Origin of the sequence: Marinomonas sp. 5E14-1, assembly GCF_039939215.1 — a bacterium.
In the GTDB taxonomy this organism is placed as follows: Bacteria; Pseudomonadota; Gammaproteobacteria; order Pseudomonadales; family Marinomonadaceae; genus Marinomonas.
Genome location: NZ_JBDXMW010000014.1, coordinates 1 through 26,450, shown reverse-complemented (window position 1 = coordinate 26,450; position 26,450 = coordinate 1). Strand labels below are relative to the sequence as shown.

Genomic DNA, 26,450 nt, shown 5'->3' with positions numbered 1-26,450 from the left:
ACTGTCAGTGTAAAAACTAGTGCAATGGATTTTTCTTTGTATGATCGGCGTCTGGATTTACATCATGGTGCTCTGAATACATCATCATGGCAGACAATCTAACATATTCAACCAACTCTGTAAGATCAACTTCATTGTCATTGTTGTCTTCCAGCGATCGCATTTCAGCTTGCATACCAGAGATATTGGCGAAATCGCGAAGAATCTGTTTTGTCTCATCAGAAAGTGTATTTTTCTGACCAGACAAACCATAACCCGCTAGGAAGCCATGGGCCCATTGGGACAAGGTAACGCCTCTTTCACAAAGCTCTGCATCGTCGTCAGAAATACTCGGCACCAATGCGTATTCGCCATTCTGGAATAAAGTAAGCGTTGCTGTATAAAGTTCGACAATGGCAGCACGGCTAGCGTCCTCTTTCCAGCCTTCTATATCGCAAAATTCAGCTACCATAGTCAGCCAGTCTTCTAGTAACAAAATCACACCAGAAGCAAGATAACCACAAAGTTGGCCGTGTAGTTCAGCAGGGGATGCCGTAATAGATTCAGAAACAAAAACATCGGCGATTAAATCAAAGTCCAATGCGTCTTTTAGCATTTCTGTGGACGTAGCCGTTCTGGACATAGTCTTCCTACCTAATCTTGTTCAATTCGTTATAAAAAAGAAGCCGCACCTAATGGCGCGGCTTTTCGTTTCAATCTTAACAACTAGCCTAGCTGCTTTAGGCCAGACTCCAAGGTTTGTAAAATCAGAGTATTGATTGTCATTGGCCCAACCCCACCAGGAACGGGCGCGTAAGCAGCAACACGTTCAGTTAATGGAGCTAGCTCGATATCGCCAACACCGCCAGGGTGATAACCAGCATCAACAACAACTGCGCCGTCTTTAATCCATTCTGCTTTAATAAATTCTGGCTTGCCCACAGCACCAACCACCACATCCGCTTGTTTTATCAAGTCCGGTAGATTCTTAGTACGCGAGTGGCAAATAGTAACGGTTGCATTCGCATTCAGCATCATCATTGCCATTGGCTTGCCTAAAATTGGACTACGTCCAACAACCACAGCGTGTTTGCCTTCTAGGTTTACATCGTATGCTTCAAGTAAACGCATAATCCCTGCTGGTGTTGCCGCGCCATATGCTGGCTCTTGCATCGCCATACGACCAAAACCAAGGCAGGTAACACCGTCTACGTCTTTGCGCGCTTCAATGGCATCAAAACAGAGACGCTCATCGATTTGCTCAGGCACTGGATGTTGCAACAAAATACCGTGCACATCAGGGTTAGCGTTTAACTCTTCAATTGTGTTTAGCAGCTCTTCTGTTGTAGTGGTTTCTGGCAGCTCAATCGCTCTAGAATCCATACCAACACGACGACAAGCATTGCCTTTCATTTTTACATAAGTGGCTGAGGCTGGATCAGCACCCACCAAAATAGTCGCTAAAATCGGCGTACAACCAGTACGTTCTTTAAGCTCAGCAACTTGAGTTTGTAAGCGGTTTTCAGTTTCTTTGGCGCAAAGTTTGCCGTCAAGAACCAATGCAGTCATGAAAGAGCTCCAATAATAATAGAGTGATATATGAGGGGCGTGTATTGTACCTCAAGTTTTGATTCGATAGACACTTTGAAGCACAGTTTGTTCTTCAAAATCACAATAAAAGCCTACTGTTTTTAGCTTGCAACTGATTCCAAATAATCCACAAGAAGCTGTAAGTTACGCTGCCCACGAAATTCATTAATATCCAGTTTGTATACTAAGCGAACCTTTTCCATCTTATCATTTGGCCATTTGGCTAAATCAACAAAGAAGCTAATCGCATCTAGAAGAAGCCCACTACTTGGTTCGCGCACCATGAGTTTCAGATGTTTTTCGCCGACTAAACGCTGTTGGAGCACATCAAAAACACCATCAAAAATAGGCTCTGGAAAAGCTTGCCCCCAAGGGCCGGATAATCTTACCTGCTCAGCAAAGCTCAAACTAAAGTCTTCCGCAGCAAGAGGGCCATCTGTCAAGATCCGCGCTTCCAGTAACTCTGGTGTCACCCATTCCGTGATGATGGCATCAAATGCCAAACAAAAAGCCTCATAGTGAGATTCTCGAATCGTCATTCCAGCAGCCATCGCGTGGCCACCGAATTTACTCAATAATTGTGGATAACGTTTGGCTAACAAATCCAGGGCATCACGGATATGAACACCGGCAATAGAACGAGCAGAGCCTTTTAATTCGCCTTCGCCAACTCGAGCAAAGGCAATAACAGGTCGATGGCATTTCTCCTTCATTCGAGAAGCTAAAATACCAATAACACCTTGATGCCAATCTGCATCATAAAAACACATGCCATTTGGGATTTCTTGTTCATCGTCCAACAAGTCTTCCAATACTAGCTCTGCCTGCTCTTTCATGTCGGACTCAATGGCTTTTCGTTCACGATTAAATTGATCGAGCTGTTGAGCATACTCGCGCGCCTGATGAGGATGAATGGCAAGCAAGCACTCAATACCAATCGCCATATCATCAAGCCGCCCTGCCGCATTTAGCCTAGGGCCAACAGCAAAACCTAAATCGGACGCTTTTAGCTGCGTATGATCTCGGTGCGCAATATCCAATAAAGCCAAAATACCCGGTCGTGCTAAGCCAGCTTGGATACGCTTAATCCCTTGTTGCACAAGAATGCGATTATTCGCATCCAAGGGCACAACATCCGCTACGGTTCCCAAAGCTACTAAGTCTAAGTAATCAGCCATTTTAGGCTCAGGAATATGTTGTTCAGCAAACCAATTTCGTCGGTTTAACTCCGCTCGCAAAGCCGACATCACATAAAAAATCACCCCGACGCCCGCTAGGTTTTTACTTGGGAAACCACAGTTTGGATGATTAGGATTCACGATTGCATCGGCTTCTGGCAAGTAATCGCCAGGTAAGTGATGATCTGTCACCACGACTTTCATTCCATAGGATTTAGCTGCCAGAACACCATCAATACTGGCGATTCCGTTATCCACCGTCATTAATACTGTTGGCTCTTTTTTCTTAGCAACGTCAACAATTTCTGGGGTTAAACCGTAACCAAACTCAAATCGGTTGGGTACTAAATAATCTGGCGCAATCGCTCCCATCGCCTCTAACGCCAAAATACCAAGACTGGTACTGGTTGCGCCATCAGCATCGAAATCACCAACAATTAGGATCTTTTGACCTGCCATTATGGCATCCGCAAGAATAGAGCCAGCTGTTGTGAGATCAAATAAGGAGTCTGGACGAAGTAAGTGAGGAAGACGGTAATCTAAATCCGCTTCAGAGAAGACACCGCGAGCCATAAAGACTCGCTGCAATGTCGCAGACATATTGTTCGGAAAATAATGTTCTTCGATAGGAAGGATCCGACGTTCGATGCGCATATAAAATCTCAGGAATCAAAAAATGAATCGAGAAAGGATACCACGAATTAGAGAACCTATTTAAAAATGCTAGCCTGTACAAACTTGGTTACGGCCAGAATGCTTTGCGAGATACAACCGGCTATCAGCTAAAGTAATTGCTTCTCTTAAAGTCACAGATGGAGCAGTACTTGCCACCCCGACACTGATCGTTACAGTAAAAGATTGCTCTTCATACGAAAACTCATAGCCGTCTATACGTTTACGTATCAATTCCGCTAGTGTATTGGCTTCTTGAACGTCGCCTTCAGGCAGCGCCATTAAAAACTCTTCACCACCCCAACGTGCAGTAAAAGCATGTTCAGGTAAAGATTCTTGGATAATTTCTGCTATTTTTGTTAACGCATAATCCCCTGCATCATGACCATATTGATCATTGATACGCTTAAAAAAATCCACATCTGCCAATAACAAATGAATGATTTCTTGCTCTTTAGTTTCTAGACGCTGCAACATACCTCGACGATTCAACACCCCTGTTAAACTATCAATATAAGCCAACAGCTTTAACTTTCCTGTCGTCTCTTTTAATTCATCGTTAAAGCGAGACATGGAATATTCGTAAATCCCAGATAAAAAGATCACCACCATAAAAGAAAACAAAATTCTAGAAGGCAATGTTTCATGATACCCAAATTCAGCAAAATAATTATCGGTAAAGAACATAACAACAATTAAGGCTACAGTGAAAACGCCTAATTCAGTTAGTCCTTGTTTCATTCCATGTAAAAATAAAGAAACAGCAGGAACACAAAAGATCCACACATGACCAGTACCATTCATACCACCGGTATACACAAGATAAATCATCAAAGCATAAAGGGGGTAAATGACAAAACTACCAGAAAGAGAATGATTCTGAAAAAAACGAAGAAAAGCATGATTCGCCGCATACAAAATAGCGATAAAAACCAAACTCCAACCTAATGTGGCTTTACCTGTAAAAAGAGAAATAATACCCAGTGGAAACGTAAAAAAAATGCCAACTAGAGTAAATAAATTAATAATAAGAATCCGGCGAGCATCTTCAGAAAAAGACTCATTTTCGACTCCAACATAAAGAAACTTCAACCAAGCTGATTTATTTTGTATTTTGTTACTAGGCTTTTCAGGCTTAGTTTTATTTGAGTTGCTCATGAGATCGACCTAGAAGCTACCAAAGCTATTTATACTAACATTACACTAAAACCCAAACGGACTCTCTTAATATTGCCCAACTGTTACAAATTACAACATTAAGGTTTCTTAAAAAGAGCGTTAAGCAGGGTATAAGCGAGACAAGAGCACTGGTACAACAGTCTCTACTTTCAAGATTCGCTCACCTAAATGGACTGCCTCCATACCTGCTTCAAGCCATTTCTCCACTTCAAATTCATTCCAGCCACCTTCAGGGCCTAAAGCTAAAACGCAAGGTTCTTGAATATTGATAGGGCAAGGTTTCGCTAGATAAGGATGCGCCAATAAACCTATTTTATTTTCTAAAAGGTCCGGCAATTGATCTTCAACAAAAGGACGAAATCTTGGTATCAAAGACCATTTTGGCATCAAGGTGTCTTTCGCTTGTTCAAGTCCTTGCATAAGGCATTCATTAACAGAATCCTTTTGCAAAACAGGGCTTTGCCAATAGCTTTTCTCCACCTTGGCAGAATGAATCAAATACAGCTCTTTCACTCCCATTGCCGTAATATTCTGCAATGTACGCTTCAGCATATTCGGTCTAGGTAACGCCATCACCAAGGTAATTGATAATGGTTCAGGCGCAGATAAAAATAGATTCAAGGAATGAATATAACCTGGCTGATGATCGCTCGGTGGCTCGTATATTCCTTCACCTATTTTGCAATTCAACAGACCAACTTTTAACACATCTCCTTGCTGAGCTTTTATTACTTTGGACACATGAGTTTGCTGACGGTCTGTTAACGCGTATTGATCTGTGCCTAATGTGTTTTCAGAGTCAAGCAGAATAAGATTCATATAAAGTAGCGCTTTAAAAAGAAAAAGTGGAAGGGCAAACAGAAACGGCCAATCATGGATTGGCCGTTTCATTGGTTCAATTAACTTAGTTAGATTTTCTTAGCAACAAAAGCCTGAACATCACTTAAGCTATTATCCAAAACAGAATAAGACTCTTCACGTTCGAAAAGATCTTTCATATGTTCAGGTAATTTTGGTGATTCACAGCCTGCTTTTTTCACTGCTTCAGGGAACTTGACCGGATGAGCGGTAGCCAAAGTAATCATAGGAACAGATTTATCTTTCCAACAATTACGCGCCGCTTCTAAACCAATTGCTGTATGTGGATCAAGCAAGTATTGCGTCGATGCAAAAACGTCAGCGATGACTTCACACGTCTTCTCATCATTCACTTTATAACTATCAAAGTTCTCTTTTACAAAAGACCAAGCATCATTATTTAGAGACACATCACCTTGATTAAAGCGCGCCATTAGATCGTCAATTTGAGCGCCATCACGGCCATGAGCATCAAACAACAAACGTTCGAAGTTACTGGATACCATGATGTCCATACTTGGCGACAAGGTCACATTCAATGATTGACGACTCATATCATTCTCAGCAATGACACGGTGTAAAATGTCATTTTGGTTCGTAGCAACAACCAACTGATCAACAGGTAAACCCATTCGTTTTGCTAAGTAGCCCGCAAAAATATCTCCAAAGTTACCAGTAGGAACAGAGAAAGACACTTTACGATGAGGAGCACCAACAGACAAAGCTGAAGAAAAGTAATAAACAACCTGAGCCATGATTCGCGCCCAGTTGATCGAGTTTACTGCACCCAATTTAGCGCCTTTCAAGAAAGATTGGTCAGCAAAACTTGATTTCACCATACCTTGGCAATCATCAAAGTTGCCTTTCACTGCAATATTGAAAACATTATTGTCGATTACTGTCGTCATTTGACGGCGCTGCACTTCGGACACTCGCTGATAAGGGTGCAAAATAAAAATATCTAGATGCTCTGAGTGACGGCAACCTTCAATTGCGGCAGACCCAGTATCACCCGATGTAGCACCTAAAATAACCAGCTTTTCTTTACGCTCAGCCAAGACGTAATCCATCAAACGACCAAGCAATTGCAAAGCGAAATCTTTAAACGCTAAAGTCGGGCCACGGAACAACTCAAGAATCCACTCGTTGTTGCCAACCTGAACCATTGGAGCAATAGAAGAGTGATTAAAACCAGCATAAGCTTCATTAATCATTTTCTTGAAAGCTGTTTCAGGAATATCACCCTCAACAAAAGGCCACATCACTTTAAACGCCAGCTCTTGATAAGAAAGATTCGCCCACGAAGCAATCTCTTCTTTAGTGTAATGAGGCAAGCTTTCTGGCACGTACAAACCACCGTCATTTGCCAAACCAGCCAACAGAACATCACCAAAAGACAATGCAGGCGCTTTACCTCGAGTAGAAATGTATTTCATCTTTGATTCTCTCTTATGCCAAATTTTCGACACGGATTCGTTGAACAGTACCTACAACATCCGGCAAGGCTTCAATTGCCGCAATTGAAGCATTCATATTACGTTCTTTCACATCATGAGTCATAACGACAAGCGGCACTAAATCACTGCCCTCTCTCTCTCGTTGAATCAGAGACTCAATGCTAATGCCATTCAAAGACAAAATTTGAGTAATATTTGCTAGCACTCCCGCACGATCTTGAATCGTCATATTTAAAAAGAAGCCACATTCGATTTCTTCAATTGGCAACACTTCCATATCAGACAAAGCGTCTTCTTGGAAAGCCAAATGAGGCACTCGATTGGTTGGGTCAGCAGTAAGTGCACGAGCAACATCAATCACATCAGCCACAACAGAAGAGCCTGTTGGTAAAGCACCTGCGCCTGCACCGTAACTTAACGTTGGCCCAACGACATCACCTTGAACCATAATCGCATTCATTACACCATTCACATTGGCAAGCAACTGCTTGTGGGAAATCAAAGTTGGATGGACACGTAACTCGATGCCACTTTTAGTGCGACGAGCAATACCAAGGTGTTTAATCGAGTAACCAAGCTGGTCTGCGAAAGCCACATCTTCAGCCGTAATTCGGCTAATTCCTTCTGTGTAGGTTTTTTCAAACTGTAGAGGAATACCAAAGGCAATAGAGGCAAGAATGGTTAACTTATGAGCAGCATCAATCCCTTCTACATCAAATGTAGGGTCAGCCTCGGCATAACCAAGCGCTTGCGCTTCAGCCAAGACATCATCAAAGTCGCGCTTCTTCTCACTCATTTCAGAAAGAATAAAGTTACCCGTACCATTAATAATACCAGCCAACCAATCGATCTGATTGGCAGACAAGCCTTCACGCAAGGTTTTAATGATTGGAATACCGCCAGCGACAGCAGCTTCAAAGGCAACGATAACGCCTTTCTCTTGAGCAAGTGCAAAAATTTCATTGCCATGTTCCGCAATTAACGCTTTATTAGCTGTTACAACATGCTTACCGTTTGCTATAGCCGTTAAAACCAAGTCTTTTGCAACCGTGGTGCCGCCAATTAACTCCAGTACAATATCAATTTCTGGATTGTTAACGACATCGAAAATATCACGTGTAACATTCATACCGGTGGTGTCGCACATATCATTATCACGACGAGCGCCAATTTGCTCAATCACAATGCTGCGACCAACACGTCGTGTAATTTCTTCCGCATTATTCCGAAGAATATTAAAACTGCCAGACCCAACAGTTCCTAGTCCACAAATTCCGACTTTTACCGGTTTCAAAACAATACCCCACAGAGATGGTTTAATTTTTATTTATAAGCGATTCAATTAAATGTAAAACCGATACATTATACAGAGAGAACGGCGCAAACCCAACGAACAAAAGGCTGAAGTAGGCCTATGTTTGGTAAAATATTTTGCGATAAGGCTATAACCCAAGACGTTCAACCAATTGCGCAGCAGGTAAATACCCTGGCAAAAGCGTACCATCGCCTAAAATGATACTCGGTGTACCACGCACACCAACTTCATTACCTAACTTATATTGATCTGCAACTGGATTCACACATTTATTCACCGGGATACTTTTTCCTAGTTTTGCATCGGTAAGCCATTCTTTTGGATTATCTGAACACCAAACACTGACCATTTTTTGATAAGACTCTGAACCGACACCAGATCGAGGATAAGCAAGATAACGCACTGTCACACCGGACTCATTTAGCTGAGCTACTTCTTTATGAAGCATACGGCAGTAAACACAATCAACATCTGTAAAAACAGTAATATGCGCTCTTTCATTAGACGCTTTGTAGACAATCATATCCGATTCAAGTATCGCTTCGACTTTTGCCAATTTAGCTTTCTCTGTTTCATTCTCAAGCAACTCGCCTTCGACACGATACAAATCACCCGCAACAAAGTATTTACCGTCCTGAGTGACATGCAGCACAGGTCCACCAGCCAAGGTCACAACATATAAGCCAGCGCCATTATGCAATTCGACACTTTCGATTTCATATTGAGGTAAAACGGCTTGTATAGACGATACAACACTGACCTCATCCGCAAAAGAAACACTAGACAACGAGAACAACACTGCACTCACAACAAAGCTACGAGACAGTGAACTGAAAATTTTACTCATGAAGGACCTCAAAGACAGAAATAGTCTCTATTAGGCCATATAGAAGGGAGTTAGTTCCATAAAAAAAGGCGACTTACGTCGCCTTTTTTAGATAGAGAATATTAACGTTTAGTTAATTTCTCTTTAATACGTGCGGACTTACCAGAACGATCGCGTAGGTAGAAGATCTTAGCTTGACGCACGTCACCGCGGCGTTTCACTTCAATGCTCTCAACTAGAGGACTGTATGTTTGGAAAGCACGCTCAACACCAACACCACTAGAAATTTTACGAACAGTGAATGCTGAGTTAAGACCGCGATTACGCTTAGCAATTACAACACCTTCATAGGCCTGTAGACGCTCGCGTGAACCTTCTTTAACTTTAACTTGAACGACAACTGTATCACCAGCACCGAATGCCGGAACTTCTTTTGTCATCTGTTCAGCTTCTATTTGCTGAATCAGTTTAGTTTTATTGCTCATGGATGTGACTCCTAATGATATGGTTTCTTATCAGTACGAAGGTTCTTCTTCCTGATAAGCTCGCAATTCCTACTCTGCCGAGGTTGAATCTTCAGTTTCGCGAATAAACTCTTCTAACAACTTCTGCTGTTCCTTGTCCAACTCAAGTTCATGCAGAAGGTCTGGCCGGCGCTCAAAAGTTCTTACGAGCTTCTGCTTTAAACGCCAACGTCTAATCTCCTCATGGTTGCCACTAAGCAGTACAGGCGGCACAGGCACACCATTCAGTACTTCTGGGCGAGTATAATGCGGGCAATCCAACAAACCATCCGCAAACGAATCTTCGTCTGCTGAAGCCTGCTTTCCTAATACTCCCGGAACCATACGAAATACAGCATCCATGAGCACCATAGCCGGCAACTCGCCACCACTTAGGACAAAATCGCCAATCGACCATTCTTCATCAACTTCAGATTGAATCAAACGCTCATCGACTCCTTCATAACGACCTGCTACCAGAATAAATTCTGCTTGTTTAGCAAGTTGTTGCACGCCTGCTTGCGTTAGCGTACGCCCTTGAGGGGATAGATAAATAACTTTTGCATTGGGCACCATTTTCCTGGCACACTCAATCGCATCTTTGAGAGGCTGAACTTTCATCAGCATCCCAGGGCCGCCGCCATAAGGGCGATCATCTACAGTCTTATGCTTATCATGAGTAAAGTCGCGGGGATTAAAGAAATCCACTTCGACCAACCCTGATTTAATGGCTCTGCCTGTTACTCCATATTGAGTAATGGCTTGAAACATTTCCGGAAAGAGCGATATAACGCTAACCTTCACGTTGTGACCTCAGCTTATCTGTTTAAAATTCGGGATCCCAATCTACTACCATTTCCTGCTGTTCTAAATCAATGTTCAAAACATAAGTTCCTGGAGCATACGGAATCAATCGTTCTTCTCGATCAAAACTGCCTTCACACGCGCGGATAACAACAACATCATTCGCACCGGTTTCCATAAGTTGAGAAACCTTCCCCAAGAGGACACCCTCTTTGGTTATAACCCTTAGACCTTCCAGCTGACTCCAGTAATAATCACCTTCCTCTAATGCTGGTAGATCTTTGCCATCAATATAAATGTCCATACCACAGATTTCTTTAACTTGATCTCTGTCGGTATAACCTTTTACCGATGCCACCAAACCACGCCCTTGCAAGCGCCCTTGGCTTAATTCTACAGCTTTCCACCCACTAGGGGTTTTCAACCACCAACGCGCATAATCAAAGATTCCTTGCATTGGGTCAGTGTGTGAATATAACTTCACCCACCCTTTAACACCGTAAACTGATGTAATGCGTCCAACAACAAGGGCTTGCTCAGGAGCGGCCGCTTGTTTCAATTTAGACATAGCACTACCTCAGTATTAAGCGTTTTTGCTAGCATCTTTTACAAGCTGCGCAGCACGGTCAGAAAGTTGAGCGCCTTGGCTAACCCAATGATTTACGCGATCTAAATCGATGCGTAGACGTTCTTCTTGACCACGAGCAATAGGGTTAAAGAAACCCAAACGCTCGATGTAACGACCATCACGCGCACGACGGCTATCAGCCACGTTCAAGTGATAGAATGGGCGCTTTTTAGAGCCACCACGAGAAAGACGAATAGTTACCATTTGATTGGCTCCTTATTGCTTAACGAAACCCTCTTGCCGAGTCGGATTTTAGACTCATACTACAAGAAGGCGGCATATTCTAGTCGATAAACTAGAAAAACAAAAGGGCGATTTGCTCGCCCTTTCAATTAAAGTAGTAGTTTTTTAAAAACCACCTGTAAAAACAGCTAATTAGCTCTACATTCTAGGGAAACCGCCACCACCTGGCATACCACCACCCGGCATCATTCCACCTAATCCACGCATCATTTTCTGCATTCCGCCTTTAGAGCTGAATTTCTTCATCATCTTTTGCATTTGTTTGTGCTGTTTCAACAGGCGATTCAAATCTTGAATCTGCAAACCTGCGCCTGCCGAAATACGCTTCTTACGAGAGCCATTTATCACATCTGGATTACGACGTTCCGCTGGCGTCATAGAATTAATCAAGGCTTCCATCTGCACGAACATTTTGTCATTCACTTTATCTTGAATATTACCCAGCTGCCCCATGCCTGGAAGCTTATCCAACATAGAGCTCATTCCACCCATGTTTTTCATTTGCTGAAGCTGTTCTTTAAAGTCTTCTAAATCAAAGCCTTTACCTTTCTTAAGCTTACCAGCTAATTTTTCAGCCTTATCCTTGTCGATTTTCTGCTCAGCTTGCTCTATAAGAGAAAGCATATCGCCCATACCAAGAATACGAGAGGCCAAACGATCAGGATGAAATGGCTCTAATGCTTCAACTTTTTCACCAACACCTAAGAATTTAATTGGCTTACCAGTGATATGTCGCACAGATAATGCGGCACCACCACGAGCATCACCATCCGTCTTCGTTAAGATAACTCCTGTGAGCGGCAACACATCACCAAAAGCTTTCGCTGTATTCGCAGCATCTTGACCTGTCATCGAATCGACAACAAACAAGGTCTCAATTGGATTAACAGCGGCATGCAACTCTTTGATTTCCGCCATCATGGCATCATCAACAGATAAACGACCCGCCGTATCAACAATCAATACATCTTTATGCGCTTTCTTAGCATAATCGATGGCGCCATTTACAATGTCGATTGGCTTTTGAGACAAATCACTCTGAATGAAGTCAACCCCCACTTCACCCGCAAGCGTTTCAAGCTGCTTAATCGCAGCCGGACGATACACATCGGCACTAACAACAGAAACAGATTTCTTTTCTCGTTCTTTTAAATATTTTGCTAACTTAGCCGCAGAAGTGGTTTTACCCGCCCCTTGTAAACCAGCCAACAAAATAACTGCTGGACTCGCAACACGAAGGTTCAGGCCATCATTCGCCTGCCCCATTACATTTTCAAGCTCTTGCTTTACTATCTTAAGGAAGACTTGGCCAGGACTTAGGCTTTTTGATACTTCAGTGCCAATCGCTCGCTCTTTTACAGCGGCAATAAAATCTTTTACAACAGGTAATGCGACGTCAGCTTCAAGGAGCGCCATACGCACCTCACGCAAAACATCTTTTACGTTGTCTTCTGTCAGTTTGGCTCGACCTCGAATATGATCAAGCGAGGAAGTTAAGCGATTCGATAAATTGTCGAACATATTGCCCTCAAATTTGGTTCTAAATGGAAAAAACCTACGGTTTCAGTTTATCCAAGGTGAAATTGGCTCTATTATAACGGATAAATGTTTTTCACCCTATACCTTTACTCAGCGGAACCTTTAGTTTCATGATTCAATTATCGCTTTGGTTTGCCTGTCTCGCTTCTATAATTGCCGGAGCGACTTATTTCGCCCGTCCTCAAAGCCGTCTCACACAACACATTGGCGCATTAGCTCTCGCTACCCATACATCTTCTTTGATTCAACTTTTACTCAATAAAGACGGTTTTAATTTTTTAACCATCGGCCTTTTAATTGCGTTTATTGGCAATAGCTTACTTTGGTTTAGTAATCGCGATAAAGATCTCTCTCTATTATTGGGCGCTGCTTTCCCTCTTGGCGCCATCATTATTGCCCTCAACGCCATAGAGCCTTGGGATTTAATGCAATTGCATAGCAACTCCTGGGGCACCAGCGCCCATATATTAATTGCTTCTGCTGCTTATAGTTTGTTTACTGCCGCTTGCGGAGTTGGCATTTTATTGGCAATTCAAGAGTACCAACTCAAACACCACAAACTAAAACAACTGCTAAGAGTGCCGCCTCTGCAAGTTTTAGAACAACTTATGTTTGAGTTCATTTGGGCTGCCTTTGTCCTGTTAACCATAACTATAGCGACAGGATTTTACTTCATCGAAGACATGTTCGCTCAACACCTTGCTCATAAAACCTTCTTTACCATTATGTCTTGGTTTGTTTTTGCAGGACTTTTATTAGGTAGGCACATTGTAGGGTGGCGCGGGCAACTAGCGGTGAAACTTACGCTAAGTGGTTTTTTTCTGCTAATGCTTGGCTACTTTGGTAGTCGTATTGCATTGCAAATCTTGCTTCATTAATCACAATTAGATCAAAGTAGTTTGACAGTCAGATCTTAAGAACTAATAATCCATTTATCTAAATAATTGAGGCGATCCCTTTTTGAACGAAGTACCCTTAGGTATTCTTGGTGGAATACTTTTCTGTCTTATCTTACTTTCCGCTTTCTTTTCGAGCTCTGAAACAGGAATGCTGTCGATTAATAAGTATCGCCTAAAGCATCTGGTTAAAAGCAAGAATCGATCTGCAATAAAGGTAAACACCCTCCTTGAACGCCCTGATAGACTTATTGGCGTTATTTTAATCGGCAACAACTTTGTTAATATTCTAGCTTCCGCAATAGCAACTATTATTGCTGTTCGTTTATGGGGGGACGCCGGTGTAGCAATAGCCACAGCAGCACTTACTATGATCGTATTGATTTTTGCAGAGGTTACGCCGAAAACATTAGCCACTATCCACCCAGAAAAAATTGCCTTCCCAGCCTCTTGGGTCCTCGCTATTTTATTAAAAGCTCTCTACCCACTTGTATGGTTAGTCAATGGCTTGTCTAATGGCCTGTTGCGCTTAATTGGCGTTCACGCCTCTCAAAACAAACAAGACACACTGGATTCCGAAGAACTAAGAACGGTTGTAAACGAAGCCAGTGGACTGATTCCCGCAGCCCACCAAGAAATGTTAATTTCCATTCTTGACTTGGAAAAAGTCTCTGTTGAAGACATTATGATTCCTCGGAATGAAGTTGTCGGCATAGATATTGAAGACTCAATCGAAGAGATCATCGAACAAATTTGCCAAAGCCGACACACACGCATGCCTGTCTACAATGGCGAGATCAATAAAATCATTGGTATTCTTCACGCACGACATGCTGCAATATTCTTGCGCGACCCTACACCGTCCAAAGCCGCATTATTAAAAGCGACACTTGAGCCGTATTTCATCCCTGAAAGCACCCCTCTAAACACAGTGCTTCTCAATTTCCAAAAAGACCATCAACAAATGGGCGTAGTGGTAGATGAGTATGGTGATGTCCAAGGTATTGCCGCTTTAGAAGACGTATTAGAAGAAATTGTTGGCGAGTTCACCCCACCGACTCAAGATGAAGAAGAAGAAATACAAACACTAGATGATGGCTCCTTCCGAATAGAAGGCTCGACTCACATCCGCGAGATCAACAAAACACTCGACTGGCATCTACCCACTGATGGACCGAAAACGCTAAACGGCCTAATCATAGAAACATTAGAGCTTATCCCAGAACATCCTATCAGTTTATGGGTTGGCCACTATATGATTGAGATCCAAGAAATTGAAGATAAAGTTGTGAAATACGCTAAGCTCCAACTTAAGCGATAAGGAAACATAATGAGATTTTGTTCCCAATGCGGCCACTCAGTCAACATGGCGATACCGGCCGGAGATAACCGAATGAGGGCAATGTGCCCAAGTTGCGGGAACATTGATTATGACAACCCAAATCTTATTACAGGCACCATTCCTCTTTATGAGGAAAAAGTTCTGTTGTGTCGACGCAATATTGAGCCTCGTCTAGGATTTTGGACTTTACCTGCAGGCTTCATGGAAAACCAAGAAACCACCAGCGAAGGCGCATTAAGAGAAACCCTAGAAGAAAGCGGCTCAGTTGCCAAATGCTTACAACTCTTTAGCATGATAAGCATCCCTCATATCAATCAGATTCATTTGTTCTATTTAGCTAAATTAGAAAAAGACGACTTCCATCCGACAGAAGAAAGCTCGGAAGTAGCACTGTTTGATTTAAAAGACATTCCTTGGGATGAGCTTGCGTTTAGCAGTGTTAGCAAAACATTAAAGCTCTTTATTCAAGATCATGAAGTTGGGCACTATGGTTTTCATGACGACGTAATTCTAGTCGATCAACTTTGTTCAAAATAAAAAGCAAATACCCCCTTCCAAAGAACGCTCATTGAAACGATGAGTTATCTCTTGAAACACCCTAATACAAAAACAGAAGTCGTCATTCAGCATTTCACACCAACGCTGCAGCTGAGCTTGATTGACTTTGGTATAAAAAGCACTACTGACTTCAACTGTGGAAAAAACATCCGAATAGCGCCCCATTCTTTCAGAGGCTGGAAGCGAACTTGAATAGAGCCAATTTTTCCACGCAGGATGTTGCCACTGCACCATGCCATAATGGATTTTCACAACGTCATAGAACGATATTCAATCGCCTCAATAAAATACACTTTATCCCCTGCAGCGAGACGAATGACCACTTCATCCCCCTCTTGCTTCTTTAATAAAGCCCGAGCCACAGGTGAATCAATACTAATGTAGCCAGCATGATGATCCAACTCATCAGGACCGACAATACGATACTCTTTAATTTCGCCATATTCGTCTTCTAAGGTTACCCATGCACCAAAGAACACTCGACTTTGATCACTCGGAAAACGGTCAACGACCGTACAGGCATCTAGACGTTTCTCAAGATAGCGAACTCGCCTATCTATCTCACGCAACTGTTTCTTACCGTAAATGTACTCAGCATTTTCAGAGCGATCGCCTTGCGCAGCAGCCTCACGCACCGTTTCAGTAACCGCCGGACGTTTCTCTTTCCACAAATACTTCAGTTCAGCCAATAGGGCCTGAGCACCTTCTTGGGTAATATAAGCTGATTTTGGGGAGGATGGGGGACGATAGCGGCTCATTAGCAACAACCTAAAAAATACAGTTTTTTAATCGAAAGAAAAGCAGCTTTCTTGAAAAGCAAAATGCCGCCAAGCAACCGTAATCACTTGGCGGCATTTTAAAAGAAAAGAGTTTAAATATTACGACTCTTTCTTATGAAGATGAACATCCATTTGTGGATAAGGAATTCCAACACCACGCTCATCAAATGCATATTTCACTTTCTCTAAAACATCTGCACGAACAGTCCAATAGTCTGCTGCATTTACCCAAGGGCGCACAACAAAATTAACAGAACTGTCAGCCAACTCAGATACTGCAATAGTACACTCAGGATCTTTTAAAATACGCTCATCAGCGGCGACAATCTCTTCCATAATCTGCTTAGCCAGGCGAATATCTGCGTCATAACTAATACCAACAACTAAATCTACACGACGAGTTGCTTCGCGAGAAAAGTTGACAATTGAACCGCCCATCATCGCTGAGTTAGGAATAATAACAACACGATTATCTGTTGTTTTTAAATAAGTGTGAAACAACTCAATACGATCTACTGTACCCATTTGACCCGCACCATCGATAAAATCACCACTTTTAAAAGGACGCAAGATAATGATCAAAACACCTGACGCAAAGTTAGATAGAGAGCCTTGCAAAGCCAAACCAACAGCCAAACCTGCAGCACCAAGAATCGCAATAAAGGAAGTGGTTTCAACACCAACTTGACCTAATGCCATTAAAGTTACCGCTGCAAACATCAATGCATAAAGAATACTTGACGTAAAGCCAGCCACCGCCTTATCAACGGAGGACTTCAACATACGCTTCTCACACCACTTAGCTACCTTAGAGGCAATAAATTTACCAATAAAGAATATAACCAAACCAAAAGACAGGTTAATTAACCCGTCAGTAATAAGTGGCAACCACCCAGAACCTTGATCTAATAGATCTTGCATACCATGAACTCCTTCTTTATATAAAATATATTAGGCCACATAAGAAACTTTATGACGCCACTCATCTAATAACTTTTGCAACTGTATCTTTGCCTCATCATCAAAAGCCAAACACTTTCGACTGTGCAATAAATGCGTACGTTTTACACAATATTCATCGATAAATAAACAGCTTTTTCGTAACTTTTCTAATTCCTCATCCCCTCTCAACGCCACCCCCACAAAAGCATGCCACTCATGCTCTAACAGCTCACCTTTTATTGCCTTCGTTAAAAATTCAATACAATCTTGGGGCGAAAAAATATAATAAGGCAGTTTTTCAGGACGTTTTATATAAAACAAAACAAGCCCCAGCAAGAGCAAGCACAAAAGAGCGGATGAGACGATAAGCTGAACAATCATTTGGAGAAGGAGTAACAACTCAAGCTTTTCTGAGCCCGCAATAAATGCTCGGTATTATCCGCTTCGCATTTTGCCATTTCATTACGGAGTTTCTTTTTCGCTTCTTTAGGCAACAAATTCCATTGCTCATGGGTTGGAATATGCATTGTGTTCTCTGTCACTATATAAAAAGCTGAAATGTCTTCATGATCAGATAAATCAACACCCAACTGATCTAGAAGATTTTTAATTCTAATACTGGCTTCAATCCACCCCATCTCATCTGTATTAGCCACTTTCAATAAAACGTCAATACTATCTATTCTCTTCTGACGCTCAGCAATAATCCGAGCTTCACCATCAAGGATGCGCTGCTTACGCATTTTATTAAGTTTAAGCTGACGAAAAATAAACCAAAGTGAAACTGCCATTATGCCGACAGCTATAAAAAGAAAAACAAAGAACACTGTTAAAGACATAGTAAATTCTACTCGCAACCTATATATCAAGCAGTTACACCCACCTGATTTTATAAAACAACCAACTTACCTCTTTATTACAGCGAATGTTCAGACTGCAATAAAGCATATAAGTCATCAAATAGAGCTGGTGATGACACTAATAACGAGTCGCCATTGATCGCTTCTGGCCAATCATTCTGAGGTACAGAATAACGCCCAACTTTTGCGCCAGCTTCCTCCGCAATAAGAGCACCTGCTGCCATATCCCAAGGCTTTACCACTTCAAAATACGCATTTAAACGACCAGAAGCTACCCAACACAAATCCAACGCGGCAGAACCATTGCGCCGTATATCCTGACAAGCATGCAAAATACGCGAAACACGCTCAAGTATTGGTTTCAAAGCATCTTTTTGATAAGGAAAACCTGTTGCAACCAGCGCATTACGTAATACAGAATTACCAGACACACTCAGCAATTCATCATTACAATACGCACCATGCGACCTTCTAGCCCAATAACATTCATTAAGAAATGGCGCATTTACCACACCAACAACTCGCTCTCCATTTAAATACAAACCAATCGACACAGCGACATGCGCATGACCATGTGCAAAATTCACCGTGCCATCAATCGGGTCAATTACCCAAACAGGTGTATCGGTAGAGATAAACTGAATATCTGGCGAAGACTCCTCAGATAAAATGAGGTGCTCTGGATAACGCGTCGCAATACTCGAACATAGAAACTGATCAATCGCTAAATCCGTACTCGTCACAAGTTCGTGATCACTTTTATAATCACGAACAAACGCCGCTTTATTTCTCGCCTCAATCATCATTTCACCAGCGCTTGCAGCAAGCGACTTAGCAAAATCTAACCATTCGATATCAAAACCACTGATCATAAGATCCACCAAGCTTTTTTTAAATTAAGCCAATCGTTCATTAAGCCAGACTGAAATATCGTTAACCTGTTCAGGGCACACCGAATGAGGCATTGGATAAGATTGATAGGAGACACTGAAGCCTTTTGAGACCAACAAATCTCTCGCTTGTGTACCTAAAACAGGTGCAACAATCGGGTCTTGCGATCCATGGTGAATTAAGATCGGAGTTTGGCCATTAGTGCAATCTACTGATTCAGACACGGCATCACCGTTTACCAGATAAGTCGATAAGGCAAGCACGCCTGCCAGTGTGCGTTTTGTTCGCAACATTGCCTGATAAGCAATAACACCGCCCTGAGAAAAACCTGCAACAATGATGCGATCAGCCAAAATTCCCTGTTGAACCTGATCTTCAATCAAGGCTTCAATCTGATGATAAGATTCATCGATATTAGCCATATCCACCTTGCGCTCTAGTGTCATTTCATAAATGTCATACCAGGCGCGCATTTCCATACCACCATTAATGGTTACTGGCCGTTTAGGTGCATGAGGAAACACAAATCTCACACCAAGATCTGGCGATAAAGACAAAGTTGGCACTAAAGACTCAAAGTCATGGCCGTCCGATCCAAGACCATGCAACCAGATAATCGCAGCATCAGGCTGAGGGTTAGTTTCTACGATGACAGAAGGCAACAAATCAGTCATTCTTTCTCTCTCCAAAAAAATAGGCTATGTCAATCGCCATAGCCTATCACAATGAAGTTTCTCTCTCGATATATCTAGACACTAATGCTCAGTTGGATAGCGTGTCTTAATCACTTCTTGCGCCTCATTTAAAGTAAAAAGTACATCTGCTTGGTCTGGCATAACAGCCAATAAATGGCGAGTAAGACGCTCGTAATATTGCATAAATCGCTTCAACTCAGCTTCAGACATGACTTTTAAATCAATTGTATCCAGCAAAATGCCATGAATATCGTGAAGATGGCTTTCCAGCATACGCTCCTGCTTATTGCGCCATTCATATACCACGTCATAATGAGGCGCCTGCATCCAAACCATTAAATCAATTTTTGAAAACAGCTCTTTATAATCCTGCGCCAAACGCTGGTTCATCGTTTTTCGCCATAAACCATCCGTATCCAATTCTTCTTCAAGTGAATTAATTGGATGATTTAACCCCTCTTTCATCGGAGGAGCACCCACACACCAACCTTCAAACAACACAACATCAACTGGCCCCTGAACCTCTTGCCACAAATGAACCGCTTTACGATCATCGATCGACTTATCAAAACAAGGCAGTCGCATCACCTCTCCTTCTTTAAGACTCTTCAAACGCTCAAAAAGAATCATGGCTAGCTCAATATCATGAGTACCTGGCACACCTCGGACGGAAAACAAATTTGTTGTTTTATTAGCGAACTTAAGTCGATCATATCGAGTGCTGTATAAATCATCCAAACTCAAAAGCACACAATTCAAGTCAAACCCTTTGTGTAAAACTCGGCGAACAACACTACAAAAAGTCGTCTTACCACAACCTTGCGCACCTCCAACACCAACAAACAAAGCACCTTGTCCTGCACTGGCTTTTTTATTAACCCAACTGGAGAAAGGTAAATACAAACTATCAAGTAGGTCTACTAAGGAAGAATCGGCATATAAAGAAGACAAAGTTTGCTCAACTTCAAAGCGCAGTCGATGAGACAAAGAGTCAGGCCGACTCATATGAACGTAATTATATTGATTATGTTGCTTAAACATTTGAACACCTCCCATAGAAGTTATTCTAATGAGTATAGTCAGCCGTACAAAAAACAATCAATATTTACACTGCACATCAAAATTCAAAATTCAATTGCAGCGGTTTTGGAGGGGAAAGCCTATAACCAACACCAATTAAGCGCACTGGACGTAGAGACCGAGAGCAAGCCTGCACCAGCAAAGAAAAAAAGATCTCATCAGTTAATTTGCTTTTAATCGGCTGTTCTATTGTCGTTTGCTTAAAGTTATCAAACTTCAATTTTAAATAATACTTACTTAACTGAGAATCAACGTCTTTACCCGCCATACGTCTTTTTAACTCAGCCAACAGCAGAGGTAGAGCATCTTGACATGCTTTCATATCCGACAAATCTTTATCAAAAGTGCGCTCGACTGAAATGCTTTTTCTTTCTCTAGAAACCTCAACAGAGCGTTCATCTACTCCCAAAGCAAACTGAGACAATCGAAACGCCATACTGCCGAATGCTTTCTGTAACACAGAAAAGTCCTGTCTTTGTAAATCGGCACAAGTATACACACCAAGCCCAGCAAGCTTTTCCTGTGCCACTCGCCCAATTCCAGAAATAGACTTCACAGGAATTCCTGACACAAACTCAAACTGATTCTCCGGCGAAACAACCGTTAAGCCATTTGGTTTTTTCCAATCAGAAGCGACTTTGGCAATAAACTTGTTAGTGGCAACACCAGCAGAAACAGTAATTCCAACCTCTTCAAAAATCCGAGCTCGAATCTTTTCAGCTATTCGAGTCGCACTACCTTGAAAATGCCCTGAGTCCGTCACATCAAGATAGGCTTCATCCAAGGACAAAGGTTCAATAATATGAGTAAAATCATGAAAGATGGCCTGCATTTGCTGCGAAGCTTCTCGGTATTTCGCCATATTTCCAGGAATAACAAGCAACGAAGGGCAAAGTCGCTTAGCTACAGAGGTAGGCATCGCCGATCGAACACCATAAACACGAGCTGCATAATTTGCCGTCGCCAAAACACTACGACGATCCACTGGCCCACCGATGGCAATGGGAATATCTCGCAAACTAGGATCGTCACGCATTTCGATCGCCGCGTAAAAGCAGTCAGCATCTATATGAATAATTTTTCGGGACGTTGGCATTACAACACCAAGAATAACTGTATAAAAAAACAGTATACACTCATTGGTCTGGTAATTTACATAGCCAATAAAAGCAAACAAACCCTCCCACTAAACCCTCATTAACACAAAAGACAATTAGCAGATTTTGCAAAAACCACCTTCAAATGATTTTTTTTACGCAGAAAGCCAAGAAAAGCACCTTTTTACACGAGCAAACATGGACGCTAGAGCGTAAAATGGTTTACATTTTATTGAATGAATTAAAGATATTGAAAAGCAAAGGTATTTTCTGAATAATTTATTTATGATGAATATCTCTATAGTCACATTTGCAGCAAGGACTTCCATTTAAAGGGCACACAATGACACTATCACTACGAATTCTATTAATAACCATGAGTGCAATCATCCTTGCTGGCTGCCAAAACCTTAATCAGCAAGGGTCAACCGAAACATGCACATCTGTTGCGCCTTGTAATGGCAATACTGTGGGAAATATTGGCACCAATACCAATACCAATACTAATACCTACAATGCGCCAACCACACAAAATGGCGCAGTAAATGCCAACAACACCATCGCCGTTATCAAACAAGAACCTATTGTCGTAACAGCGACGGGCTACGCTGCTTTAACAACCAACAAACGCTTATCGAAATCTCAAGCTCGCATAATGACACTGCGTAGCTCTATGCTGGATGCATATAGAAACCTATCAGAGCGGGTTTATGGCCTGAAAATCGACGGCTCTAGCTCCTTGAGCAACATGGTTATTCAAAACGATGAATTAAGAACTTATGTAGATGCCTATCTCGTAGGTGCAAAAGTGGTTTCTCAACGTGAGCATGAAGATGGCACCTTTGAAACCGTAGTCGAAATGGCACTGCAAGAAAACTTCCGCCAATGTGTGACTTCCTCCCAAGGCATTAACACAGACCCTAACTGTCAAGTGAACCCAGGCTATCGAGCAATTAATGTAGAAAGCTCTCGACCAACAACAAACTTCTACAGCATTGACTAACGGTATTTATCTTGAAGCATGTTCTGTTTGTTACACTAGGCCTCTTAATCTCCATTAACCTTTTTTCGAAAACTGTGGATGTTGCAGGCGAGGCCATCATCTACAATGATGACATTGCTGATGCAAGATACAGAGCAACCCAACAAGCTATCAAACAAGCTGTTCTTGAATCAGGCTCTCGAGTAAATGTAAAAGACGCACTCAATAATGGAGAACTAGAGTCTAATATAGAAATCCGGAGCTCTGGCCATGTTCAACGGGCAAGCATTCTGTCTGAAGAGGTTAATGGAGACTTTTTATCTCTTATTGCGAGAATAGAAGTTACTCCTGATTCACAGTGCAGCAGCGGCCCAACAAGTTATTATAGAAAAACCGTAGGCGTCACAGGATTCGAATTACAGAACCCACAACAAGCAAGACTGGGCGAACTCAGCAACATCGCAAGAGAACTCCCGAAACACCTCGCCGACGAAATCAACAAGCAAGGTTATATTAGAGCGATCACAGCAACCAACATCGCTATTTACCCTGATCTTATCAACGCACCCTCTTCAACAAACTTCGATGGCTCTCTCACAAACGTTACTAGAATAAGTGAACAACTAGGCGTTCAATATATTGTTAGTGGTGTTATTAGAGACATAGGTGAAATCTATCTCAGGCAACCGAATAACAAAGACGCAAAAGATCTTTTAGATGAAGGTATAGATAAAGAAAGAAGCTTTATAGTCGATATTTATATATACGATGGTTTTAGCGGCGCCTTACTTTTTGAGCACAGATACAATGAAATAGGTAATTGGGATATTTTAGATCACGCCAGAATAGGTTTTGGTAGTGCAAAATTTTGGACAGTTCATTATGGAAGAGTCGTACAACAAACATTAAAAGAAAGCGCGTTAGACACTAGTGAACAATTACGATGCCAACCTTTTATGGCAAATATTTTTCGCACAGAAGGCAATAAAATACATATAGCGGCCGGCTCATTATCAGGCATAAAGCAAGGCGACACATTTAATGTCTATCGTCGTTATGAAGTATTTAATCAAAGGCAGTCAACACAAACTCAGCTGAACAATGCCAACATCAGTGTTACAATTACACAAGTTCAGCCCAATTTTTCAATTGGTGAGCTCGTTGTTGACGCTCATATATTAAACGTACAACAACAGGATGTCGTCATTGCATGGTAGCCTATTACTACTTAGCTATTATATTATTTAACTGCTCTTATTTTTTAGGGAAGACCAATGAACAATAATCTACTTCAACATCTAGAACAACGCATTAATGAAGCTATAGAAGAAATTAGCTCTTTAAGAGCAAAAATTTCAGAATTAGAAATGCAAAACTACGAACTTACCGAAGAAAAAAACGACACCCTAAACACTTTAAATCAAATAAAGCAGCAACAATCAAACTGGGAATCTTCTCTTTCTCAAATGCTTAACCGTTTAAATCAGATGGATAACAAACAATGAAAACTTTATGGTTTGCAATCTTAATGTTACTAAGTATAAACGCCTTCGCAGAGATACCAGGAGGGCAAGTAGCAACCCTACTCAACTATGAGTCAACGGCGACTCGCCCAGACAGCAACGGCAATGAAAGTGTGACATCCATCATTAACTCTTACATGGAATACACAATGCCTACAAACATCTCCGTTTATGGCGGATTCGCATTTGTAATAGGAGAGGACTTCGAAAGTGGGGTTACAGTAGGGTCACGTTACTATAGTGCCACCCCTATTTTTCAATCGTTCTCTGGGTTAACCGCATGGTCATTTATAGGTGGCGGACTATCCTTTCTAGAGGGGACAGTCTATTACCCAGAAGCAGGCTTTCGAATAGCTATCTCCAACACATCTCGTCTAGATGTATACATGAAAATCTTAAACAGCTCAGATTCAAAGTATGATAATCACGTTATGATCGGTGCTGGACTCACTTTTTAAAAAATATGAAAACAATATTTTATTTAATCGCCACCTTATCTGTTTCAGCCCTCTATGGCTGCTATGCATGGCGGTATAACAATAATGAACCAAAGATCATCACACCAAGCAAGATTCAGCTAAATGAAATGGTTGGCATAAACAAAAAAACATCAACCATTCCACTAACACCAACATCAAACTGAGCCTTGTACTTTATGGAACAACTTATCGCTAAACTTGAGGCAAAAGTTAACTGGTTAACAAATCAACTAGAAGATGCCCAAAAAGAAATAGCAAAACTAAAAAAAGAGCATCATCTACCCATTGAATGCAGCGCCTCAATGGATTTGCTACAACATATGGCAGATCAACAACCAGCAGACCAGGTACAGCGCTATATAACAGACTCTCTAGGACTCCTCGACACCCCCTCACCTAGCAATAAACAACGAAAAGTAGTTGAACAACAGCTAGCTTTTGATTTATTAGACGAGCATGCTGATATAGATAACAGCGGCACCACAACCACAACCACAGAACAGATTAATGATATGAGCATACAACAACCTGAGCCTAAAAACTCATCAGAAGACACAGTAACAAATGAAAGCAACTCAAGCACACCAAAGGCCAATGACGCTTCAGCAGAGACCACAACTTTGACTCCAGAGCAAAAAAAACGTCAGAAAAATCAACGAAATAACCGCCGACTTATTAAGATGCTTGAAGATCGCTACCCAAAAGCATTTGATTGGAATCAACCAAAACCCCTAAAAGTCGGCATAGACCAAGACATGGTTCTAGATGACAACTTTAATGCCAGCAAACAAAAACGCGCCCTAGCCGCATACACTCGCTCAGACAGATACAAAAAGTGCTTAATGTCAGGTCAACCAAGAGTCGATTTAGAAGGTATTGCTATTAACGACGAGCCAGCTCTACCTAAGTCAATGATCCCTACAAAACCCAAAACAAGAAACACGAAGACATCGGACAGACTTGCTCGCGAAAACAACGCGCAACAACCAAGAAAATCCAAGCCAAAAAATCCAACCAAGATTAAGCAGAACAACAAACCTACAAATACGGCTCGCCAAGATGATGCTTATAACAATCTTTCTCCAGAAGAGCGCATGAAAGCGAAGCTGGAAAAATTATTAAATAAATCATAGAAAATTGTTTACATATCTTAGCGCGACATATAATATATGCCGCGCTGCTGTGGAGGGGTTCCCGAGTGGCCAAAGGGAGCAGATTGTAAATCTGCCACGAAAGTTTCGGTGGTTCGAATCCACCTCCCTCCACCATCTCTACTTTCCCTGTAGAAACAATCACTTATCACATCCAAAACAAACAATCTTCCAATTAAAAATAATATTGCATTAGACAAACTACTTACGTGCAATACAAGCCACCATACACGCCAGAAAAATTATATTTACATCACCAAAAAACCAAACCATTACAAACAAAAAAACTCAAGATAGACAAACATCGACGGCAGATGGCAGATGGCAGATGGCAGATGGCAGATGGCAGATGGCAGATGGCAGATGGCAGATGGCAGATGGCAGATGGCAGATGGCAGATGGCA

Annotated in this window: 31 protein-coding genes and 1 tRNA gene; 10 read left to right on the top strand and 22 right to left on the bottom strand. The window is 41.8% G+C overall.

Translation table 11 applies throughout. The annotated features are described in order from the left end of the window. Nucleotides 1–16: 16 nt before the first annotated feature. From ABFY09_RS12665 to ffh, 13 genes are all read right to left on the bottom strand, one after another. The gene (locus ABFY09_RS12665; protein WP_347984679.1) at nucleotides 17–622 is read right to left on the bottom strand and encodes a UPF0149 family protein; all 606 of its coding nucleotides are present in this window, start codon (nucleotides 620–622) and stop codon (nucleotides 17–19) included. 83 nt (nucleotides 623–705) lie between these two features. Continuing rightward, nucleotides 706–1,548, bottom strand: a complete 843-nt coding sequence (gene folD / locus ABFY09_RS12660) for a bifunctional methylenetetrahydrofolate dehydrogenase/methenyltetrahydrofolate cyclohydrolase FolD (protein ID WP_347984678.1) — start codon at nucleotides 1,546–1,548, stop codon at nucleotides 706–708. A 122-nt stretch (nucleotides 1,549–1,670) separates the two neighbouring features. Further along, nucleotides 1,671–3,401: a single-stranded-DNA-specific exonuclease RecJ gene (recJ, locus tag ABFY09_RS12655; RefSeq protein ID WP_347984677.1), complete on the bottom strand. Its 1,731-nt coding sequence runs from the start codon at nucleotides 3,399–3,401 to the stop codon at nucleotides 1,671–1,673. A 69-nt stretch (nucleotides 3,402–3,470) separates the two neighbouring features. After that, on the bottom strand, nucleotides 3,471–4,577 hold the full coding sequence (locus tag ABFY09_RS12650) for a GGDEF domain-containing protein (protein WP_347984676.1): 1,107 nt from the start codon (nucleotides 4,575–4,577) through the stop codon (nucleotides 3,471–3,473). A gap of 120 nt (nucleotides 4,578–4,697) precedes the next feature. Then, on the bottom strand, nucleotides 4,698–5,417 hold the full coding sequence (locus tag ABFY09_RS12645; protein WP_347984675.1) for a 16S rRNA (uracil(1498)-N(3))-methyltransferase: 720 nt from the start codon (nucleotides 5,415–5,417) through the stop codon (nucleotides 4,698–4,700). Nucleotides 5,418–5,506: 89 nt separating this feature from the next. Beyond that, nucleotides 5,507–6,892: a threonine synthase gene (thrC, locus tag ABFY09_RS12640; protein ID WP_347984674.1), complete on the bottom strand. Its 1,386-nt coding sequence runs from the start codon at nucleotides 6,890–6,892 to the stop codon at nucleotides 5,507–5,509. Nucleotides 6,893–6,905: 13 nt separating this feature from the next. Beyond that, nucleotides 6,906–8,207: a homoserine dehydrogenase gene (locus ABFY09_RS12635; RefSeq protein ID WP_347984673.1), complete on the bottom strand. Its 1,302-nt coding sequence runs from the start codon at nucleotides 8,205–8,207 to the stop codon at nucleotides 6,906–6,908. 148 nt (nucleotides 8,208–8,355) lie between these two features. Then, a complete protein-coding gene (locus tag ABFY09_RS12630; protein WP_347984672.1) occupies nucleotides 8,356–9,075 on the bottom strand; it encodes a thioredoxin fold domain-containing protein in 720 nt (239 codons plus the stop codon). A 101-nt stretch (nucleotides 9,076–9,176) separates the two neighbouring features. Continuing rightward, nucleotides 9,177–9,539 carry a 50S ribosomal protein L19 gene (rplS, locus tag ABFY09_RS12625; RefSeq protein ID WP_317005060.1) on the bottom strand — a complete coding sequence of 121 codons (363 nt, stop codon included), beginning with the start codon at nucleotides 9,537–9,539 and terminating at the stop codon, nucleotides 9,177–9,179. Nucleotides 9,540–9,608: 69 nt separating this feature from the next. After that, nucleotides 9,609–10,361: a tRNA (guanosine(37)-N1)-methyltransferase TrmD gene (trmD, locus tag ABFY09_RS12620; protein ID WP_347984671.1), complete on the bottom strand. Its 753-nt coding sequence runs from the start codon at nucleotides 10,359–10,361 to the stop codon at nucleotides 9,609–9,611. Nucleotides 10,362–10,383: 22 nt separating this feature from the next. Then, nucleotides 10,384–10,929 (bottom strand): ribosome maturation factor RimM, encoded by a 546-nt coding sequence (gene rimM, locus ABFY09_RS12615; RefSeq protein ID WP_347984670.1) that lies wholly within the window; start codon nucleotides 10,927–10,929, stop codon nucleotides 10,384–10,386. A gap of 15 nt (nucleotides 10,930–10,944) precedes the next feature. Then, nucleotides 10,945–11,193, bottom strand: coding sequence for a 30S ribosomal protein S16 (gene rpsP, locus ABFY09_RS12610; RefSeq protein ID WP_191595974.1), 249 nt, complete (start codon nucleotides 11,191–11,193; stop codon nucleotides 10,945–10,947). A gap of 177 nt (nucleotides 11,194–11,370) precedes the next feature. Beyond that, nucleotides 11,371–12,753 carry a signal recognition particle protein gene (gene ffh / locus ABFY09_RS12605; RefSeq protein WP_347984669.1) on the bottom strand — a complete coding sequence of 461 codons (1,383 nt, stop codon included), beginning with the start codon at nucleotides 12,751–12,753 and terminating at the stop codon, nucleotides 11,371–11,373. A 128-nt stretch (nucleotides 12,754–12,881) separates the two neighbouring features. On the opposite strand from ffh, the gene ccsA reads away from it, so the two are divergent. The 3 genes from ccsA to ABFY09_RS12590 all read left to right on the top strand — a co-directional run bounded on the left by ccsA (nucleotide 12,882) and on the right by ABFY09_RS12590 (nucleotide 15,546). Beyond that, nucleotides 12,882–13,649, top strand: a complete 768-nt coding sequence (gene ccsA / locus ABFY09_RS12600; protein WP_347984668.1) for a cytochrome c biogenesis protein CcsA — start codon at nucleotides 12,882–12,884, stop codon at nucleotides 13,647–13,649. 82 nt (nucleotides 13,650–13,731) lie between these two features. Further along, a complete protein-coding gene (locus tag ABFY09_RS12595; protein WP_347984667.1) occupies nucleotides 13,732–14,988 on the top strand; it encodes an HlyC/CorC family transporter in 1,257 nt (418 codons plus the stop codon). A 9-nt stretch (nucleotides 14,989–14,997) separates the two neighbouring features. Then, nucleotides 14,998–15,546: an NUDIX hydrolase gene (locus tag ABFY09_RS12590; RefSeq protein WP_347984666.1), complete on the top strand. Its 549-nt coding sequence runs from the start codon at nucleotides 14,998–15,000 to the stop codon at nucleotides 15,544–15,546. Here ABFY09_RS12590 and ABFY09_RS12585 read toward each other — a convergent pair. The 9 genes from ABFY09_RS12585 to dinB form a co-directional block, all read right to left on the bottom strand. Beyond that, nucleotides 15,538–15,801 carry a DUF72 domain-containing protein gene (locus ABFY09_RS12585; RefSeq protein ID WP_347984715.1) on the bottom strand — a complete coding sequence of 88 codons (264 nt, stop codon included), beginning with the start codon at nucleotides 15,799–15,801 and terminating at the stop codon, nucleotides 15,538–15,540. The genes ABFY09_RS12590 and ABFY09_RS12585 overlap by 9 nt on opposite strands. 14 nt (nucleotides 15,802–15,815) lie before the next feature. After that, nucleotides 15,816–16,325 (bottom strand): transcription elongation factor GreB, encoded by a 510-nt coding sequence (gene greB / locus ABFY09_RS12580; RefSeq protein WP_347984665.1) that lies wholly within the window; start codon nucleotides 16,323–16,325, stop codon nucleotides 15,816–15,818. Nucleotides 16,326–16,445: 120 nt separating this feature from the next. After that, nucleotides 16,446–17,267, bottom strand: coding sequence for a mechanosensitive ion channel domain-containing protein (locus ABFY09_RS12575; RefSeq protein ID WP_347984664.1), 822 nt, complete (start codon nucleotides 17,265–17,267; stop codon nucleotides 16,446–16,448). A 30-nt stretch (nucleotides 17,268–17,297) separates the two neighbouring features. After that, complete coding sequence (locus tag ABFY09_RS12570) at nucleotides 17,298–17,609, bottom strand: hypothetical protein (protein WP_347984663.1); 312 nt, start codon at nucleotides 17,607–17,609, stop codon at nucleotides 17,298–17,300. 56 nt (nucleotides 17,610–17,665) lie between these two features. After that, entirely contained in the window at nucleotides 17,666–18,079 is a 414-nt protein-coding gene (locus ABFY09_RS12565; protein WP_347984662.1) for a DUF2489 domain-containing protein, read from the bottom strand. Nucleotides 18,080–18,204: 125 nt separating this feature from the next. Further along, on the bottom strand, nucleotides 18,205–19,020 hold the full coding sequence (locus tag ABFY09_RS12560; RefSeq protein WP_347984661.1) for an inositol monophosphatase family protein: 816 nt from the start codon (nucleotides 19,018–19,020) through the stop codon (nucleotides 18,205–18,207). Between the two features lie 24 nt (nucleotides 19,021–19,044). Beyond that, nucleotides 19,045–19,713: a dienelactone hydrolase family protein gene (locus tag ABFY09_RS12555; protein WP_347984660.1), complete on the bottom strand. Its 669-nt coding sequence runs from the start codon at nucleotides 19,711–19,713 to the stop codon at nucleotides 19,045–19,047. Between the two features lie 81 nt (nucleotides 19,714–19,794). After that, nucleotides 19,795–20,775 (bottom strand): hypothetical protein, encoded by a 981-nt coding sequence (locus ABFY09_RS12550; RefSeq protein ID WP_347984659.1) that lies wholly within the window; start codon nucleotides 20,773–20,775, stop codon nucleotides 19,795–19,797. 76 nt (nucleotides 20,776–20,851) lie between these two features. Next, complete coding sequence (dinB, locus tag ABFY09_RS12545) at nucleotides 20,852–21,910, bottom strand: DNA polymerase IV (protein WP_347984658.1); 1,059 nt, start codon at nucleotides 21,908–21,910, stop codon at nucleotides 20,852–20,854. Nucleotides 21,911–22,254: 344 nt separating this feature from the next. Between dinB and ABFY09_RS12540 the strand changes: the two genes are divergently transcribed. From ABFY09_RS12540 to ABFY09_RS12510, 7 genes are all read left to right on the top strand, one after another. Next, nucleotides 22,255–22,914: an LPP20 family lipoprotein gene (locus ABFY09_RS12540; protein WP_347984657.1), complete on the top strand. Its 660-nt coding sequence runs from the start codon at nucleotides 22,255–22,257 to the stop codon at nucleotides 22,912–22,914. Between the two features lie 11 nt (nucleotides 22,915–22,925). Further along, nucleotides 22,926–24,110: a flagellar assembly protein T N-terminal domain-containing protein gene (locus tag ABFY09_RS12535; RefSeq protein WP_347984656.1), complete on the top strand. Its 1,185-nt coding sequence runs from the start codon at nucleotides 22,926–22,928 to the stop codon at nucleotides 24,108–24,110. 57 nt (nucleotides 24,111–24,167) lie between these two features. Continuing rightward, nucleotides 24,168–24,398, top strand: coding sequence for a cell division protein ZapB (locus tag ABFY09_RS12530; RefSeq protein ID WP_347984655.1), 231 nt, complete (start codon nucleotides 24,168–24,170; stop codon nucleotides 24,396–24,398). 23 nt (nucleotides 24,399–24,421) lie between these two features. After that, nucleotides 24,422–24,874, top strand: a complete 453-nt coding sequence (locus ABFY09_RS12525; protein WP_347984654.1) for a hypothetical protein — start codon at nucleotides 24,422–24,424, stop codon at nucleotides 24,872–24,874. Nucleotides 24,875–25,071: 197 nt separating this feature from the next. Further along, entirely contained in the window at nucleotides 25,072–26,028 is a 957-nt protein-coding gene (locus ABFY09_RS12520; RefSeq protein ID WP_347984653.1) for a ProQ/FinO family protein, read from the top strand. A gap of 51 nt (nucleotides 26,029–26,079) precedes the next feature. Continuing rightward, nucleotides 26,080–26,163 (top strand) — tRNA-Tyr (locus ABFY09_RS12515). 92 nt (nucleotides 26,164–26,255) lie between these two features. Next, nucleotides 26,256–26,450, top strand: a 195-nt coding sequence (locus ABFY09_RS12510; protein WP_347984652.1) for a hypothetical protein, incomplete at its 3' end; no start/stop codon positions are given.

Bases quoted from the DNA above. Each gene is read 5' to 3' on its own strand.
- ABFY09_RS12530 (WP_347984655.1), top strand. From the start codon at position 24,168: ATGAACAATAATCTACTTCAACATCTAGAACAACGCATTAATGAAGCT.
- ABFY09_RS12565 (WP_347984662.1), bottom strand. From the start codon at position 18,079: ATGGCAGTTTCACTTTGGTTTATTTTTCGTCAGCTTAAACTTAATAAA.
- rimM (WP_347984670.1), bottom strand. From the start codon at position 10,929: ATGTCTAAATTGAAACAAGCGGCCGCTCCTGAGCAAGCCCTTGTTGTT.
- ABFY09_RS12650 (WP_347984676.1), bottom strand. From the start codon at position 4,577: ATGAGCAACTCAAATAAAACTAAGCCTGAAAAGCCTAGTAACAAAATA.
- ABFY09_RS12550 (WP_347984659.1), bottom strand. From the start codon at position 20,775: ATGTTTAAGCAACATAATCAATATAATTACGTTCATATGAGTCGGCCT.
- ABFY09_RS12665 (WP_347984679.1), bottom strand. From the start codon at position 622: ATGTCCAGAACGGCTACGTCCACAGAAATGCTAAAAGACGCATTGGAC.
- ccsA (WP_347984668.1), top strand. From the start codon at position 12,882: ATGATTCAATTATCGCTTTGGTTTGCCTGTCTCGCTTCTATAATTGCC.
- folD (WP_347984678.1), bottom strand. From the start codon at position 1,548: ATGACTGCATTGGTTCTTGACGGCAAACTTTGCGCCAAAGAAACTGAA.
- ABFY09_RS12590 (WP_347984666.1), top strand. From the start codon at position 14,998: ATGAGATTTTGTTCCCAATGCGGCCACTCAGTCAACATGGCGATACCG.
- rplS (WP_317005060.1), bottom strand. From the start codon at position 9,539: ATGAGCAATAAAACTAAACTGATTCAGCAAATAGAAGCTGAACAGATG.
- recJ (WP_347984677.1), bottom strand. From the start codon at position 3,401: ATGCGCATCGAACGTCGGATCCTTCCTATCGAAGAACATTATTTTCCG.
- ABFY09_RS12630 (WP_347984672.1), bottom strand. From the start codon at position 9,075: ATGAGTAAAATTTTCAGTTCACTGTCTCGTAGCTTTGTTGTGAGTGCA.
- ABFY09_RS12560 (WP_347984661.1), bottom strand. From the start codon at position 19,020: ATGATCAGTGGTTTTGATATCGAATGGTTAGATTTTGCTAAGTCGCTT.
- ffh (WP_347984669.1), bottom strand. From the start codon at position 12,753: ATGTTCGACAATTTATCGAATCGCTTAACTTCCTCGCTTGATCATATT.
- greB (WP_347984665.1), bottom strand. From the start codon at position 16,325: ATGAGCCGCTATCGTCCCCCATCCTCCCCAAAATCAGCTTATATTACC.
- ABFY09_RS12540 (WP_347984657.1), top strand. From the start codon at position 22,255: ATGACACTATCACTACGAATTCTATTAATAACCATGAGTGCAATCATC.
- ABFY09_RS12525 (WP_347984654.1), top strand. From the start codon at position 24,422: ATGTTACTAAGTATAAACGCCTTCGCAGAGATACCAGGAGGGCAAGTA.
- thrC (WP_347984674.1), bottom strand. From the start codon at position 6,892: ATGAAATACATTTCTACTCGAGGTAAAGCGCCTGCATTGTCTTTTGGT.
- ABFY09_RS12575 (WP_347984664.1), bottom strand. From the start codon at position 17,267: ATGCAAGATCTATTAGATCAAGGTTCTGGGTGGTTGCCACTTATTACT.
- ABFY09_RS12585 (WP_347984715.1), bottom strand. From the start codon at position 15,801: ATGGTGCAGTGGCAACATCCTGCGTGGAAAAATTGGCTCTATTCAAGT.
- dinB (WP_347984658.1), bottom strand. From the start codon at position 21,910: ATGCCAACGTCCCGAAAAATTATTCATATAGATGCTGACTGCTTTTAC.
- ABFY09_RS12520 (WP_347984653.1), top strand. From the start codon at position 25,072: ATGGAACAACTTATCGCTAAACTTGAGGCAAAAGTTAACTGGTTAACA.
- ABFY09_RS12555 (WP_347984660.1), bottom strand. From the start codon at position 19,713: ATGACTGATTTGTTGCCTTCTGTCATCGTAGAAACTAACCCTCAGCCT.
- rpsP (WP_191595974.1), bottom strand. From the start codon at position 11,193: ATGGTAACTATTCGTCTTTCTCGTGGTGGCTCTAAAAAGCGCCCATTC.
- ABFY09_RS12645 (WP_347984675.1), bottom strand. From the start codon at position 5,417: ATGAATCTTATTCTGCTTGACTCTGAAAACACATTAGGCACAGATCAA.